Consider the following 15865-nt stretch of genomic DNA (forward strand, 5'->3'; position numbering starts at 1 on the left):
CCAACAGGGCAGCTCCCCAAAACCACCTACTCTGGTGGAGGTGAACGGACTCGAACCGTTGACCCCCGGCTTGCAAAGCCGGTGCTCTCCCAACTGAGCTACACCCCCATATATCTATATGGTGGGCCTAGGTGGACTCGAACCACCGACCTCACGCTTATCAGGCGTGCGCTCTGACCTAAACTGAGCTATAGGCCCAACCCTATTAGGCCTATCTACCCTTCACCTTCCACCTTCTATCTCTCTCTTTAAAAGAACAAATCAGCCTCTCAGCCAATCCCTCAAAACTGAATAGCGGCTAGCGGACAAGCACCTGTCTCTTTACCTACTCTCCATAACTCTTCCAAAACTAGAAAAGCTAGTTACTTGAGTCCGTACACTCAGACTCCTTAGAAAGGAGGTGATCCATCCCCACCTTCCGGTAGGGATACCTTGTTACGACTTCACCCCAGTCACCAGCCCTGCCGTCGGCGCCTCCCTCCCCCTTCCGGGGGTTGGGATAGCGACTTCGGGCAGAGCCAGCTCCCGTGGTGTGACGGGCGGTGTGTACAAGGCCCGGGAACGTATTCACGGCGGCATGCTGATCCGCCGTTACTAGCGATTCCGGCTTCACGGGGTCGAGTTGCAGACCCCGATCCGTACTGAGAGCGGCTTTCTGGGATTTGCTCCCCCTTACGGGTTCGCTTCCCTCTGTACCGCCCATTGTAGCACGTGTGTAGCCCTGGGCATAAGGGCCATGATGACTTGACGTCATCCCCCCCTTCCTCCGGGTTGTCCCCGGCAGTCCCCCTAGAGTGCCCGGCTCTACCCGCTGGCAACTAAGGGCAAGGGTTGCGCTCGTTGCGGGACTTAACCCAACATCTCACGACACGAGCTGACGACAGCCATGCAGCACCTGTGCTAGGGCTCCCAGGCAAAGCCCGGGCACCCCCTCATCTCTGAGGGGTTCCCTAGCATGTCAAACCCAGGTAAGGTTCTTCGCTTTGCATCGAATTAAACCACGTGCTCCACCGCTTGTGCGGGCCCCCGTCAATTCCTTTGAGTTTCAGCCTTGCGGCCGTACTCCCCAGGCGGGGTGCTTATTGCGTTAGCTTCGGCACGGAAGGTTTAACCCCCCACACCTAGCACCCATCGTTTACGGCGTGGACTACCCGGGTATCTAATCCGGTTTGCTCCCCACGCTTTCGGGCCTCAGCGTCAGGTGCCGTCCAGCCGGCCGCCTTCGCCACCGGTGTTCCTCCCGATATCTACGGATTTCACCCCTACACCGGGAATTCCGCCGGCCTCTCCGGACCTCAAGCCAGACAGTATCGAACGCAATTCCGGGGTTGAGCCCCGGGCTTTCACGTCCGACTCGTCCGGCCGCCTACGCCCCCTTTACGCCCAGTGATTCCGGGCAACGCTCGCCACCTCCGTATTACCGCGGCTGCTGGCACGGAGTTAGCCGTGGCTTCCTCCAGGAGTACCGTCAACCCCTACCAGCTCTTAACCAGTAAGGGCTTCTTCCTCCTTGACAGGGGTTTACGACCCGAAGGCCTTCTTCCCCCACGCGGCGTCGCTGGGTCAGCCTTTCGGCCATTGCCCAAGATTCCCCACTGCTGCCTCCCGTAGGAGTCTGGCCCGTGTCTCAGTGCCAGTGTGGCCGACCACCCTCTCAGGCCGGCTACCCGTCGTTGCCTTGGTGAGCCGTTACCTCACCAACTAGCTGATGGGACGCGGACCCCTCTTAGGGCAGGTGCTTGCTATGCAGTGGCACCCTTTCTTCCCTCGGCTCGCGCCTCAGGAACGTATCCGGTATTAGCCACCCTTTCGGGTGGTTATCCCAGACCCCAAGGTAGGTTACCCACGCGTTACTCACCCGTCTGCCGGTGTACTCGGGTAGCCGAAGCTACCCTTTCCCCCTCGACTTGCATGTGTTAGGCGCGCCGCCAGCGTTCGCCCTGAGCCAGGATCAAACCCTCACGTTAAATCAATAACGCAAAGGCTCTTTGGCTCCCTTAAAACTCAAAAGCCGACAAGCCTCTCAAAGGCGCTTGCCCGCTACCGCTATTCAGTTTTCAAAGATCAGCCTCAATCAGGCAAACCTAAATTTAAACACACATAAAACCACCTGTCAAGCTCACCCCGACAAGTGGCTTAACTCATACTCAAAGATCAAATATCCTCAGCAACTCTATATGTTATACATCTGACATATCTCTGTCAAGATCTCGTAACTTCCTTCCTCGCTTTCCTCGCTTCCAAAGATCAACGCTCTCTCTCAAAGGCCCTGCTAATTTAACCACCTAACTAAAACTGTCAATACCTAATCTGAAAAAATTTTAAACCACCTATATTCCAGCTTGAGGCCCTAACTCCTAGTTAAAAAAGAAGAAAGGCCACCAATCCTGGCAATAAATAGTTTTAAGCAAATTATCCTTTCACCTAGGAGGTAACTTGCTATGGGAGAAGGTGATCTTTGCGATATCGACCTCCTCAAAGAAGGCTTTGCCCAAAAACTCTGGCTGGCCTCCAATAGGTTCCTGATAGCTGAAGAAGTTTCAGAATACTTATGTCTCTTTGATGAAGACTCTATTGCTTCTCTTTCTAAAATAGCAGCAAAGTTTATTTCTCCCGTTATAAAACATGAAATTTCTCGTGAAAGACTCGCAAATAATTGCCGATTTTAAAAGGGAAGCCATTTAAGGCTTCCCTTTATGTCTAATAGGCTTCGTCAGTTTTTAGAAACTCTGGCTTTATTTTGTCACTAAAGAGTTTATAAGTCCAGATTTGATAGGCAATCACCAAGGGAACAAATATAAAAGCTACTACCGTCATAACTTTTAAGGTCAACGGACTTGAAGATGAGTTATAAATTGTAAGGCTCCAAGCGGGATTAAGGCTAGAAGGAATAAGGCGAGGAAAAAGCCCAGCAATACCAAAGGCTACGGTAAAAACAATAGCTGCTGACGAGGCAAACCAAGCATACCAATAAGCAGCCCTAGAAAGGAAAGCTGGTATGGCAAAATAGGCTATTAAAGCTGCTGCAGGAATTATTAACAACCATTTATGAATAACATAGTTAGTCCACAAGTCGGTGGTCAGGCCAGAGACCGCTAAAAATACTAAGACCAAAATTATTTCTAGAATCCAGAAACGCTCGGCTATCTTTTTGGCTCTTTTCTGTAATTCACCGTTACTTTTGACCGTTAGCCAGATAGCCCCATGAACAATAAACATAACTACAAAAAGGGCTCCGCCAATAAGGCCATAAGGGTTTAAAAGAGTCAGTGTATTGCCGTGCATAATACCTTGAGCATCAATGGGCAAGCCTTTAAAGAAGTTGGCAAAGGCTACTCCAAAAAGAAGAGAGGGCAAAAAGCTACCAAGAACCAGACAGACATCCCATATTGTGCGCCAAATGGGGCTGTCTTCTTTACCTCTGAATTCAAAGGTCACCCCTCTAAAAATTAGGGCAAAAAGAATTAATAGAAGAGGAGTATAAAGCGCACTAAACATTACAGCGTAAGTAGTAGGAAAAGCGGCAAAAGTAGCACCACCAGCAGTGACCAGCCAGACTTCATTGCCATCCCAAACAGGTCCTACGGCGTTGTACATAATACGTCTTTCAGTTTCATTTTTGGCAGCAAAGGGTAAAAGCATACCTATGCCGAAATCAAAACCGTCAAGCATAAAATAAACAGCCCAAAGGACTCCCCATAAAATAAACCAGATTATCTGAAAAATATTTTGTTCCATTCTCCATCCCTCCTTTCTTAGGTAGTAATCGGCTCTGCCGAAGTAATTTCAATTACTTTGGTTTCTTTAGCTTTAGGACCGCGTCTGGCAAACTTGAAAATAAGATAGAAGCCTATCAAACCCAAAAAGGTATAAACCAGAGTGAAGGCTATTAATGAAATGGCTACCTGAACAGGAGCTACAGGAGAAACAGCCTCTGTGGTCTTCATGAGTCCATAAACTATCCAGGGCTGACGGCCTACCTCCGCTACTATCCAGCCTAGTTCACAACCTAAGTAAGGCAGGGGAATTATCCAGGGAAGGATTCGCAAGAGCTTTCTGTCTGTCTCAGGATTGAGGCGCTTAACAAAAGCCCAGATACTCATGAAAAGGAAAAGTAATCCAAGCCCTATCATGGCCCTGAACGACCAAAAAGTCAAAGCCACAGGGGGCCTTTCTTCTTTAGGCCATTCTTTAAGACCTTTTACTTCGGCGTTTAAGTCATGGTAAGAGATGAAACTTAAAAATTTAGGTATAGGGAGAAGTTCTATTTTGTTGCGCTCATTAGCTTCATCAGGGATCACTAAAAGATAAAGAGGAGCTCCGCGCTGAGTTTCCCAGATAGATTCCATAGCCGCCAACTTAGTTGGCTGGGTATGGGCTACGTGGCTTCCGTGGATATCACCATTTATGACTAAAAATATAGAAAAAACTAAAGTCCAGATAGCTGCTACACGAAAACTTTTTTTGAAAAAGGTAACTTCATTTTTACGGATCAAGTGCCAGGCCGAAATCCCCAGTACAAAAAAACCGGCCAAAACATAGGCTGCAGCTGTTGTATGAAAAAATTCGAGCCAACCAAAGGGGTTGGTTATAACGGCCCAAAAACTTTCAAGCTCAGCTCGATTGTTGCGTAGAACATAGCCTACTGGGTGCTGCATCCAGCCGTTAGCCAGAAGTATCCACAGGGCAGAAATATTACCAGCAATGGCTACCAACCAGATACAAATAGCGTGAAGCTTGGGAGACAAACGATTCCAGCCAAAATGCCAGACAGCTATAAAAGTAGACTCCAGAAAAAAGGCCAGAGTAGCTTCAATGGCTAAAAGAGAACCAAAAATGTCTCCCACGTACATGGAGTAGCGCGACCAGTTCGTCCCGAACTGGAATTCAAGGGTAATACCAGTAACTACACCTACGGCAAAATTAATCAGAAAAAGCTTCCCCCAGAACTTGGCAGCACGTTTGTAGTCCTCATCGCCGGTTTTAACATAGAGGGTTTCATAAATAGCCACCAAAAGAGAAAGCCCCAAAGTTAAAGGAACAAAAAGAAAATGAAACAAAGTGGCCACAGCAAATTGTAGCCGTGACAGTAAAACTACATCAAACATTTTCCCACCTCCTGAGTTGTTTTATTGCAAGCCTCTTTTTGTTATTGCGAGCGAAGCAATCTCCATCCCGCGCGCTAGCGAAAAAACCTGAGATCATCGCGGCAACTGAGTCGCCTCGCCATGACGCTTGTAATGCCTCATTAGTGGCTATAAACTAAACTTTAAGTTGGCTATGGGGATGCCTTTTAACAGTTTTCTTAAACCATCCCGAGCTGCCTCCCACACCAAATGCACCTTACAGTTTTTACTTAGATGGCAAGCTTCGGGCTTGCCTACGCATACATTTAGACAAATTTCTCCTTCAAGGGCTTCCACTACCTCTAGCAAAGAAAGTTCACTGGGATCCCGGCGCAGTAGATACCCACCGGCCCGCCCTTGCTTTATCTCTATGATGCCTGCTTTGGCTAAATTCTGAGCAATCTTTGCCAAAAACTCACCAGGGATGTCCATTTCGCGGGCAATTTCTGTGCGAGGAATAATTCTCTTAGGGTTTTCAGCTAAATAAACTACTAAACGAACTCCATAATCTGTGGCTCGGCTGATACGCATAACACCTCCTAAACAAGTTAAATTGGGTCTTAATTATCTTAGTTTCTTAATTTTGACAAGACCCAAAATTTAGCCCTTGTTGACCTTTACTGTTTCACTATCTATGATTCGGTAAAGGAGGGAAAAATGTTTAAACTGGGTTGGTTTACTACAGGAAGAGACAAAGCGGCCAGAGACCTTTTAAGTGTGGTTCAACAAAAAATAGACGAAGGCTTTATTCCAGGAAAGATTGTTTATGTGTTTCTCTCTCGAGAGCCCGGAGAAAGCCAAGAAAGTGATGCCTTTTTAAGGCTTTGCGAAGATTTAGGGCTTAAAGTTTATTGTCTTTCAGCCAAACATTTTAAGCCCTCTCTTCGTCAGCAAAATCGCAAGGCCTGGCGCATATCTTATCACCAAAAAGTTTACGAACTGATTAAAAAAGATCCTGTAGATTTGGTAGTTCTGGCCGGTTATATGTGGGTGGTCTCTGCTGAACTTTGTCAAAAACTCCCCATGATAAATTTACATCCAGCACTTCCTGGTGGCCCTCAGGGGACCTGGCAGGAGGTGATATGGAAGCTTCTTGCAGAAAGAGCCGAAGAAACTGGAGCTATGATGCATTTGGTAACCCCTGAGCTTGACCGAGGGCCTGCGGTGACCTTTTACCGTTTTAACATCAAAGGCGAAAAATTCGCTCCCCTATGGGAGGCATTTGAAAAAAAACTAGCGGAAAAGGGTTTAGCAAAAATTATAAAAGAAGAAGGAGAACAAGAACCTCTCTTTGCTCTAATTCGTGAAGAAGGGGTTAAAAGAGAGTTGCCATTAATTGTCTATACCATAAAGGCCTTTGCCGACAGTGAAATAAGGCTAGTAAATCACCAATTGGTTGACCGGGAAGGGAAAAGACTCTTAGAACCTTTTGACCTCACCTCACGCATAGAAAAATATTTGACCACTGGAGAATGGTAAATGCTTCGTGGTCACGGAGGCGAAGTTTATTATCTTGCCAAGCATCTTGGAATCTCTCCAGAAGACATTAGCGACCACAGTAGCAATGTCTCTCCCTTGCCCCCTCCCCAAGGGCTTTACGAACACTTAAAAAAACATTTACCAGAAATTGAACGTTTACCCGAAGCAGATAGCGAGTCTTTGCGAGAAGCCATGGGGATACACTTTGGTCTTGAGCCCGAATTGATTATCCCCGCAAGTGGCACCAGTGAATGGATATTTAATATTCCTAAACTCCTTAAACCAAAAAAGGTTATCATTTTAGGCCCTACATACAGTGACTATGCTGATGCTGCAAAGTTAGCAGGTCTTGATAAAAAATTTGTACTGGCTAGAGAAGAGGAAAACTTTAGGCCTCCTTTAGAAGAACTTGAAAAAATCATTGGCCCAAAAGATTTAGTTTTTATATGTAATCCCAACAATCCTACTGGCACTCTAGTACCCCAAGAGGCCCTTAAAAGGCTGGTTTTAAAATACCCTGAAACTTTTTTCGTTATTGATGAATCTTACATTGACTTTGTAGCTGACGAATCTTCCCTGGTTCCTTATATTAAAAATTTGCCAAATTGTCTTATTTTGCGTTCCTTTTCTAAGATATATCGCATTCCCGGCTTAAGACTTGGTTTTTTAGTAATAAGCCCCCCATTAAAAGATGTTTTTTGGCAGGCCCTTCTCCCCTGGGCTGTTAATAGACTGGCTCAAGTGGCAGGAGTTTGGCTAATTGGCCAAAAAAACTATGTTAAACAAGTAAAACTTTTTATCGTCCAGGAAAAGAAAAATTTTTTGAAGACCTTAAACGACATGAATTTACCGATAAAAGTTTACGAAAGTTCTTTGCATTTCTTTTTATTAAAATTAATGAAGCATAATTCCCAAAAAGTTTGGCATTCATTGCTGAAAAAATATTATATTTTGATACGTAATGCCTCTAACTTTTATGGTCTTAAGGGGCCTTTTTTGCGTTTGGCCTTAAGAGAGACTGAAAAAAACCAAAAGCTACTCCTAGCTTTAAGGGATGTGCTTAAATGAAAAGGATAAAAGTTTTGCCCGTTCCTAAACCAATTGAAACAGAAGGTTTGATTGTGCTGGTAGATATTTTACGAGCTACTTCAACTATAGTAACAGCTCTGAGTTGCGGAGCTTTAAGGGTAAAGCCTGTAGCTTCTATAGAAGAAGCCTTGCTTTACAGCAAGCAAGACTATTTACTAGCGGGAGAAAGGGAGTGTGTACCTCCAGAGGGTTTTCAGGCGGGGAATAGCCCCATTGAAGCCCAAAATTTTGCTCAGGCAAAAGTGGTATTAACCACTACAAACGGGACCAAAGCCCTAAGCTTTGTAAAACGAGCAAAAGCTATTTGTGCCGGGGCTTTTTTGAATTTGGCAGCGGTAAGCAAGTTTGCCGAAAGATTTGAAGAGGTAACGGTGTTATGTGCTGGCACTAATGGAGACTTGTCTCTAGAAGACTTTCTGTGGGCTGGTAAATTTTTAGGCTATCTTTTTAATTATGAAAGAGAAAATGACGCAGCTATTGTTGCTTTTGAATATGCCAGAGAGATATCAGACATATTAAAAGAAATTATCAAATCTCCACATGCTCGTCGGTTAGAAAAATTCGGATTTTATAAAGACATAGAGTTTTGTGCCAGACTAAATATTTACAATACCGTACCTATCTTAACCTCTGAAGGTTTTGTGGGCATTGAAGTAACATAGACCGTTGAAGAGCAAGGCATTGAGGCAAAGATTCCCATTGTGTTACTAGAAAAAGACAAAACAGGTGACAATTTAGGGTTTGTCATTGCGAGCGAAGCGAAGCAATCTCATTGACGGGACTGCTTCGTCGCCTAACGATCTCCTCTCAGTAACAGAAAATAACTACTACGCCGCAGGCAAATGTGCTGCCTCTCGTGACATTTATTAAAAAATATTCCTTTTAATATAAAAAGTGGAAATCTTGGTAGGGAAAAGACATTGACGCCCGTTTAAACAGCACGTAGTTTTAAATCTTATGAAAATTGCTTTAGCCCAGATAAATCCCACAATAGGCGCTTTTTGGCAAAACTCCCAAAAAATTTTGGCTTTTACAGAAAAGGCCCAAAAAAAAGGGGCTGAACTTGTAATTTTCCCGGAACTAAGCCTTTGCGGTTATCCTCCAAGAGATTTATTGACACGCAAAGATTTCAGAAAAGCGGTAGAAGACACTTTAATTTATCTCAAAAAAAATTTGCCCAAAGATATTACCGTTGTACTAGGTGCCCCCAGGTCTAAAGATGGGGCTAAAAATTTACCTGTAGAAAACCAGGCCATCGTGATAACTAATGGAGAAGAAGTTGTTTCTTACGGCAAAAACCTGTTACCTCCTTACGATATTTTTGATGAACCTCGTTATTTTAAACCTTCTTATCAAACTGCTTGCTTTTTGCTGAAGGGAATAAGTATTGGACTTAGCATCTGTGAAGATATTTGGCCGTTACCAGGATTTCTTGATTTCGATTACGCCTTTGACCCCCTTGAAGGCCTTGCCGGACGTATCGAAATCCTTATCACCATAACTGCTAGCCCTTATTTTGTTGGTAAAGTAGATATCCGCAAGAAACTGCTGGCCTCTCAAGCCAAGCGCCTGGGAGCCTATATTTTTTATGTCAACCAGGTGGGAGCCCATGACCATTTACTTTTTGATGGCCAAAGCCTAATAGTCTCGCCTGAAGGCAAAATTGTTGGTGAAGCCAAAGATTTCGAAGAAGACCTCATACTTTTTGACTTTTCTGCTAAAAAAGCAATAAAACATCCTATCTCTGAGTCTAAAACGGCCAGCCTTCTTAAATCTTTAGTTTTTGGAGTGAGAGAGTACTTTCGAAAGACCGGGTTTAAAGGAGCCCTTATAGGCCTTTCAGGCGGTATAGATTCTTCAGTAACAGCGGTTATTGCCACAAAGGCCCTGGGGCCCGAAAATGTAATAGGTGTACTTATGCCTTCTCCCTATACCAGTCAGGAAAGTAACGAAGATGCTAAAAAATTAGCCGCCAATCTTGGCATCAAGACTTTGACTATCCCTATTTCACAAACCTTTGAAACTCTTCGACAGGAAATAGCCAAATCACTTGGCCGTAAAACAAAAGGTCTTACGCAAGAAAATCTGCAGGCCAGAATAAGGGGCAACATTCTCATGGCCCTGGCCAATGAGTTTAATTACTTGGTTTTAAATACGGGCAATAAGAGCGAATTGGCCGTAGGGTACTGCACTCTCTATGGAGATACTTGTGGGGCTCTTTCAGTTCTAGGTGACGTGCTAAAAAACGACGTATATGCCCTGGCTCGCGAAGTAAATCGGGAAAAAGAAATAATTCCAGCACGAGTGCTTAAAAAACCACCATCAGCCGAGTTGCGGCCAGATCAGAAAGACGAAGACGATCTCCCCCCCTATCGAATTCTTGATCCCATTATCAAAGGTTTTGTCGAGGAGGGGAAGAGTGTTCGCGAACTGATTTCTCAAGGTTACCCAAAAAAAATAGTAAAAGAAGTTTTAAAGCGCTTGCGTATTGAAGAATATAAGCGCTGGCAACTCCCGCCTACATTAAAAGTAAGCCCCAGGGCTTTTGGCTATGGCTGGCGTTACCCTATAACGCATAAGTTCTTTTTTGAAGAGTAATTACCAGAATATCCATTTCCCCGTGATCAACACATAAAGCCCCAGGCCGAGGTTGGTTATTGCGTGAGAAAGGATGGGTACCCATATATTTTTGCTATAACAAAGAAGGCCGCCGTATATTACACCTGCTAAAAATCCCGGGAGAACTCTAAAATGCTCAAGAGCAAAAAGGGTAGCCGCTGTCCAAAAAGAAAAATGGGTGTAAGCACCTAGCGGTACTTTATAAAAATCCTTGTCTATCAAATAGCGCATTAGAAAAGAACGCCAGAAAAGCTCTTCAAGCACAGGGACCATTATAGCGGCCCCAATAAGCCTTATCCCTATAAATGTCCAGGAAATCCAGAGTGAAGAGGTTTCGGCAAAAGGAGAAATCGCTTTGGGAGTACCTATAGTAGGGAATATTCCTTCTCCTCCAACCCAGCAAACCAAAACAAAAACACCGCTTATTAAAGCCAAAAGGATTTCTCTACTATTAATGCGTGAGTAAAGCTCAACAAAATTTTTACGCCAATAAAAAAGCAAAAAACCAACGGAAAAAGTCTTCAAAATATAGAGGTAAAAATAGTATTTAGAAGGTAAATAAGAGCCTACAAAAGTTAAGACTAAAAATAATGCAAATGGTAAAATATAATATATTGTTTTAGGCATCATGCTATGTTAATCGGAAAAAATCATGGTTAGCAATAAAAATTTTACAGGATACGTCCAAGTTTATACAGGAAACGGCAAAGGGAAGACTACCGCCGCCCTAGGTTTGGCTTTAAGGGCCCTTGGGGCTGGATTCAGGGTCTTTTTGGGACAGTTTATAAAGAGCAGTGAGTACAACGAAATAAAAGCTCTAAGAAAATTTGAACCGGCCGTTGAAATAGCCCAATTTGGGCGAGGTTGCTTTATCAAAGGTAAGCCTTCTCCTGAGGATTACCAGCTGGCTCAAGAAGGTTTTACCTTTTGCCAGGAAAAAATTCTTTCTGGCCAGTTTAACCTGGTGATACTGGATGAACTTAATCTTGTTTTACATTTTGGGCTATTAGATTTAGCTAAAGTGCTGGAGTTGCTTAAAGTCCGGCCCAGACATACAGAAATTGTAATTACAGGACGTTATGCCCCACCTGAGCTTATTGAAGCAGCAGACCTGGTCACGGAAATGAGGGAAATTAAACATTATTTTCGTCAGGGAGTAGCAGCCCGCGAAGGTATAGAAAAATAGCAATCTACTAAAAGCATTGAACAATTTTCCTAAGGCTAATATAGTGTAAAGGCGTGAGAGGATTTTCGCGTACTCTATTTTTATTATTGTTTGTGGTGGTTATTGCCTTTTTTCTTTCTCTACGGTCACAAAAATCACACACCGTAGAGCTTATCCGGGTGCCTATAACCTCTTTCAACAAAATTTCCGGTGAGGTGACTTTTAATCGTCGAGGAGACAACTCTGAATATATAGTCATAAAACTCGGTAATAAACCTTCTCAGGAACTAGTTGTCCTGGTTGTTGAAAAAGACGGAATAGCTAGAGAAATTGGCCGTATCTCAGGGGCTACCTTTATTTATACGTTGCCGAGGAATATAAAATTCGAAAATTTGAAAAAAGTAGAGTTGCGTTCTAATGAGACAGGGCGTATTTTGGCGGAGGCATATTTGACTAATAAGGAGTAACTATGGGGCGGAAGCACAAATTGCATACTAAGTTCATATTTGTAACTGGAGGAGTTCTTTCTTCTCTGGGGAAAGGTTTAGCCGCAGCAGCTATAGGTACTCTTCTTGAGGCTAGGGGTCTTTCTATAACCCTTCAGAAGTTGGATCCCTACATCAATGTTGACCCAGGTACCATGAATCCTTTTCAACATGGCGAAGTTTACGTTACTGACGACGGGGCCGAAACAGACCTTGACCTAGGACATTACGAGCGTTTCACCTCGGCTAAAATGAGCCAGAAAAATAACTTTACTTCAGGAAAAATTTATTACTCAGTGATTATGAAAGAACGCCGAGGGGATTATTTAGGAGGTACAGTTCAGATTATTCCCCATATCACCGACGAAATAAAAGCGTCTATTCTTCAACTGGCAGGTAACGATGTTGATATTGCTATTGTCGAAATAGGCGGCACAGTTGGAGACATTGAAGGGCTCCCTTTTTTAGAAGCCATTAGACAACTTAGATATGACCTGGGTCGTGAAAACACCCTTTACATACACTTGACCTACGTACCCTACATAAAAACAGCTGGAGAACTAAAGACCAAGCCCACTCAGCATAGTGTAAAAGAATTGCGTGCCATAGGTATTCAACCTGATATTCTTCTTTGTCGTACCGAAAAATTTTTGCCCCAGGAAGTGAAAAGAAAAATTGCCCTTTTTTGTAATGTTGATGAAGACGCGGTAATAACCGCCAAAGACGTAGAATGTATTTACGAGATCCCGTTAATATTTCACAAAGAAAAATTAGACGAAAAGATAATAGACCTCCTAAACATCTGGACCCGAGAACCCCGTCTCACCGCCTGGGAAGAACTTGTTTATCGTTTAAAAAATCCCAAACACGAAGTAACAATTGCTGTAGTAGGTAAGTACGTTCACTTAAAAGACTCTTACAAATCACTTCACGAGGCCTTAGTTCACGGAGGAATTCCCTCACGTACTAAAGTGAACATTCGCTATATTGATTCCGAAGAAATTACACCAGAAAACATCGGTGAACTGCTTGATGGAGTGCATGCGGTCTTGGTTCCAGGTGGTTTTGGCTCTCGCGGAGTCGAAGGAAAGATTCAGGCTATAAAGTTTGCCCGTGAAAATAAGATTCCTTTCTTTGGTATTTGCCTGGGAATGCAGTTGGCAGTTATAGAGTTTGCCCGTCATGTGGCGGGGCTTAAAGGAGCTGACTCTACAGAATTTAACACTGACACCCCTTATCCTGTCATTTATCTCATGCGTGAGTGGTTTAACTTCCGCACCCAAAAGGTTGAAGTACGCGACGAAACTACAGAAAAAGGCGGTACCATGCGGCTTGGAGCTTATCCTTGCCGCTTGATTGACGGTACCCTGGCCAAAGAGGCTTACAAACAAGATGAAATCTTTGAACGGCATCGGCATCGCTATGAGTTCAATAACGAATATCGCGATATTCTTACAGAAAAGGGCCTGGTAGTAAGTGGTGTCTCTCCTGACAACGAACTGGTTGAAATTATTGAATTACCTAAAGATGAACACCCCTGGTTTCTGGGCTGCCAGTTTCATCCAGAATTCAAATCAAAACCCATGGCTCCGCATCCACTTTTTGTAGCCTTTGTAAACGCAGCCCTTGAAAAATCGCAAAAGATAGATGAAAAGGCCGCCTGATATCTCCTGGGAAGAAGGTTTTGACTGGCTTAAAGAAAAACTTAAAGCGAGCCATATCTCCTATGACTTAAAAATATTTGGGCCAAAACTTAAGGCCTATTTAGCGGCGTTTGAAAAAGAAGCGCAAGCCCTTAATCTTACCGCGGCTAAGAGCCGTTTTGACTTGCTTGCCGGCCCAGTTTATGAGGCCCTTTTCCTGGCCAAGTACCTCCCGCGAAACATGACTTGTGCTGATCTAGGCACAGGTGCAGGATTCCCTGGATTAATTGTAAAGATAGCCAGACCTGATCTCAGAATTTTTCTAGTAGAGGGCTATCCTCCTCGTGTATCCTTTATGAAAAAGATTGTAAAAGAACTGGCACTCGAGGATGTCTATCCGTATCTATGCCACGTAGGATTTCAAAACTGCCCTCTTAAAGTATCGTTAGTGTTGGCCCGCGGCTACGGAAGCCCAAGTAAGTTTTTGAAACATGGCCGCGAGATTTTTGGGGCTTCTCAGGGCTTATATCTCTGGCGTAAAGATGTGGAGAAATGTTCGTTGAAAAAATTGCCCATTAAACCAGTTTATTGTTTACCTATCTCTTCGAGACCTGTTGAACTCCTTGTGTTTCATTTTTGATTTTAGTTGGTTGTCGCTGCTACGTTTTCCTGAGTAATTACAAACAATAGTTAAAAGATGGCTGATGGCACAAGAGGCTGCGTCAGCAGCTAAAGTGAAGCTCCGGTGGCGCCGTGGCTATTAGCCCTATGTTTTTTGAATTTTGCAAATGTATCACTGGACTCAAAAGGCCAACAATCCCTTACAAAAACTATTTGGACACTTCGCCACTTCGTAGCTCGCTATAACGTTTAGTTTAAAAGCAATATCTCTATCGCTTCCTGTAAATTAGAAACAGGCAATTGCTTTAAGTGGATTTGATTAGAAATGCTGCTCAAATTCTCACGCGGAGCACAAACCGTATCAAAACCTAGTTTTTCGCCTTCTTTCAGACGGACTTCAGGGTAAGAAACCTGCCTTACTTCACCGGTAAGCCCTATTTCTCCAAAAAGAAAAAGCCCTTGGGGTAAAGGCCTATCCAGACGGCTCGAAGCTAACGCCATAGCCACTGCCAGATCTACTCCTGGTTCAGTGAGTTTAAGCCCTCCTACCACGTTGAGATAAATATCCTGGTCGTAAAAACTGAGTCCGGCCTTTTTCTCAAGGATAGCGGCGATCATGGCCAATCGCTGAGGGTCAAAACCTACGCTGGTGCGCCTGGGCGTGGCCAGGTAGCTACGGGATACAAGGGCCTGGACTTCTACCAAAATAGGCCGTGTGCCTTCTAGGGTGGCACAAATCACACTTCCTGGAACATCAAGAGTTTCTCTAGTTAAAAATATAGCCGAAGGATTGCTAATAGGCTTTAAGCCAGAGCTAGTCATTTCAAAAACGCCGATCTCGTTGGTAGAACCAAAGCGATTCTTTACGGCTCTTAAAATGCGAAAATGAGCGGTGCGTTCCCCTTCAAAATAAAGCACTGTATCTACCAGATGTTCTAGAACCCGCGGGCCAGCAAGCATGCCTTCTTTAGTCACATGGCCCACCAGGATTACGGCCACGTTTTTGTTTTTAGCGAACTCAAGCAATTTGTTGGTGCACTCTCGCACCTGGCTGACACTTCCCGGAGCAGACGAAACCTCGGGCCAGAAGACCGTCTGAATGGAATCCACGGCTAGAAGCACAGGAGACTCCTCTTCCACTGAAGAAAGAGCTGCGGCTAGATCTGTTTCTGGTAGGAGCAAAATATCTTCCTTAATGACTCCCAATCTTTCCGCTCTTAGCTTTATTTGCTGAGGAGACTCTTCTCCTGAAAGATAAACCACTTTGTAACCGTCGCTGGCCAGGTTTTTTAAAACCTGGAGAAGGAGAGTTGATTTGCCGATGCCCGGATCTCCACCAAGAAGAATCAAGGAGCCAGGAACAATTCCTCCTCCAAGTACCTGGTCAAGCTCAGAAAGCCCGGTAGCCAGACGTTTTTCCTTTAAGCTTTCTACTTCGTTTATCTTTAAAAGGTTGGCCTTGCGGGAAGTTTTTTTACTGATAATAGAAGAAGTTTCTTCTACCAGAGTACCCCAGCTCCCACAACCCGGACAGCGCCCCAGCCACTTGAGACTCTTATAACCACATTCCTGACAATAAAATTTGGCCATTGAAGGTATTTTATTCTATACCCTTACAAAATTCTAGACGGTAAGGGA

The 15865-nt window shown here is 44.2% G+C and carries 14 protein-coding genes, 2 tRNA genes and 1 rRNA gene; 9 read left to right on the forward strand and 8 right to left on the reverse strand.

Annotated features, from left to right (window positions below; translation table 11 throughout):
- Window positions 1–32: 32 nt before the first annotated feature.
- The 3 genes from THEIN_RS04180 to THEIN_RS04190 form a co-directional block, all read right to left on the reverse strand.
- Window positions 33–108: transfer RNA gene (locus THEIN_RS04180), tRNA-Ala, on the reverse strand.
- 11 nt (window positions 109–119) lie between these two features.
- A tRNA-Ile gene (locus tag THEIN_RS04185) sits at window positions 120–198 on the reverse strand.
- Between the two features lie 195 nt (window positions 199–393).
- Window positions 394–1967: ribosomal RNA gene (locus THEIN_RS04190) — 16S ribosomal RNA — on the reverse strand.
- Between the two features lie 474 nt (window positions 1968–2441).
- On the opposite strand from THEIN_RS04190, the gene THEIN_RS04195 reads away from it, so the two are divergent.
- Entirely contained in the window at window positions 2442–2669 is a 228-nt protein-coding gene (locus tag THEIN_RS04195) for a hypothetical protein (protein ID WP_013907449.1), read from the forward strand.
- Window positions 2670–2700: 31 nt separating this feature from the next.
- On the opposite strand, the gene cydB is transcribed toward THEIN_RS04195, so the two are convergent.
- The 3 genes from cydB to THEIN_RS04210 form a co-directional block, all read right to left on the reverse strand.
- Window positions 2701–3738 (reverse strand): cytochrome d ubiquinol oxidase subunit II, encoded by a 1038-nt coding sequence (gene cydB / locus THEIN_RS04200; protein WP_013907450.1) that lies wholly within the window; start codon window positions 3736–3738, stop codon window positions 2701–2703.
- A gap of 17 nt (window positions 3739–3755) precedes the next feature.
- Window positions 3756–5108, reverse strand: a complete 1353-nt coding sequence (locus THEIN_RS04205; protein WP_013907451.1) for a cytochrome ubiquinol oxidase subunit I — start codon at window positions 5106–5108, stop codon at window positions 3756–3758.
- 147 nt (window positions 5109–5255) lie between these two features.
- Window positions 5256–5657: an RrF2 family transcriptional regulator gene (locus tag THEIN_RS04210; protein WP_013907452.1), complete on the reverse strand. Its 402-nt coding sequence runs from the start codon at window positions 5655–5657 to the stop codon at window positions 5256–5258.
- Window positions 5658–5783: 126 nt separating this feature from the next.
- Here THEIN_RS04210 and purN point away from each other — a divergent pair, with 126 nt between their 5' ends.
- The 4 genes from purN to THEIN_RS04230 all read left to right on the forward strand — a co-directional run bounded on the left by purN (window position 5784) and on the right by THEIN_RS04230 (window position 10292).
- Window positions 5784–6605, forward strand: coding sequence for a phosphoribosylglycinamide formyltransferase (gene purN, locus THEIN_RS04215; RefSeq protein WP_013907453.1), 822 nt, complete (start codon window positions 5784–5786; stop codon window positions 6603–6605).
- Window positions 6606–7673, forward strand: a complete 1068-nt coding sequence (locus tag THEIN_RS04220; RefSeq protein ID WP_013907454.1) for a pyridoxal phosphate-dependent aminotransferase — start codon at window positions 6606–6608, stop codon at window positions 7671–7673. It begins immediately after the preceding gene.
- On the forward strand, window positions 7670–8356 hold the full coding sequence (locus THEIN_RS04225; RefSeq protein ID WP_013907455.1) for a 2-phosphosulfolactate phosphatase: 687 nt from the start codon (window positions 7670–7672) through the stop codon (window positions 8354–8356). The genes THEIN_RS04220 and THEIN_RS04225 overlap by 4 nt, the downstream gene beginning before the upstream one ends.
- Window positions 8357–8651: 295 nt before the next feature.
- Window positions 8652–10292: an NAD+ synthase gene (locus THEIN_RS04230; protein ID WP_013907456.1), complete on the forward strand. Its 1641-nt coding sequence runs from the start codon at window positions 8652–8654 to the stop codon at window positions 10290–10292.
- Here the strand turns inward: THEIN_RS04230 and THEIN_RS04235 are convergent, their stop codons facing one another.
- Window positions 10293–10943 (reverse strand): CAAX prenyl protease-related protein, encoded by a 651-nt coding sequence (locus THEIN_RS04235; RefSeq protein ID WP_013907457.1) that lies wholly within the window; start codon window positions 10941–10943, stop codon window positions 10293–10295.
- A 22-nt stretch (window positions 10944–10965) separates the two neighbouring features.
- Here THEIN_RS04235 and cobO point away from each other — a divergent pair, with 22 nt between their 5' ends.
- The 4 genes from cobO to THEIN_RS11530 are packed head-to-tail and all read left to right on the forward strand — an operon-like array spanning window position 10966 to window position 14246.
- Window positions 10966–11499 (forward strand): cob(I)yrinic acid a,c-diamide adenosyltransferase, encoded by a 534-nt coding sequence (cobO, locus tag THEIN_RS04240; RefSeq protein WP_013907458.1) that lies wholly within the window; start codon window positions 10966–10968, stop codon window positions 11497–11499.
- A 53-nt stretch (window positions 11500–11552) separates the two neighbouring features.
- Entirely contained in the window at window positions 11553–11945 is a 393-nt protein-coding gene (locus THEIN_RS04245) for a hypothetical protein (protein ID WP_013907459.1), read from the forward strand.
- Between the two features lie 2 nt (window positions 11946–11947).
- Window positions 11948–13627, forward strand: coding sequence for a CTP synthase (locus THEIN_RS04250; RefSeq protein WP_013907460.1), 1680 nt, complete (start codon window positions 11948–11950; stop codon window positions 13625–13627).
- On the forward strand, window positions 13611–14246 hold the full coding sequence (locus tag THEIN_RS11530; protein WP_013907461.1) for an RsmG family class I SAM-dependent methyltransferase: 636 nt from the start codon (window positions 13611–13613) through the stop codon (window positions 14244–14246). Before THEIN_RS04250 ends, THEIN_RS11530 begins: the two co-directional genes overlap by 17 nt.
- Window positions 14247–14476: 230 nt before the next feature.
- On the opposite strand, the gene radA is transcribed toward THEIN_RS11530, so the two are convergent.
- Window positions 14477–15817 (reverse strand): DNA repair protein RadA, encoded by a 1341-nt coding sequence (gene radA / locus THEIN_RS04260; RefSeq protein WP_013907462.1) that lies wholly within the window; start codon window positions 15815–15817, stop codon window positions 14477–14479.
- Window positions 15818–15865: the final 48 nt, after the last annotated feature.

This window comes from Thermodesulfatator indicus DSM 15286 (assembly GCF_000217795.1).
Classification (GTDB): domain Bacteria; phylum Desulfobacterota; class Thermodesulfobacteria; order Thermodesulfobacteriales; family Thermodesulfatatoraceae; genus Thermodesulfatator; species Thermodesulfatator indicus.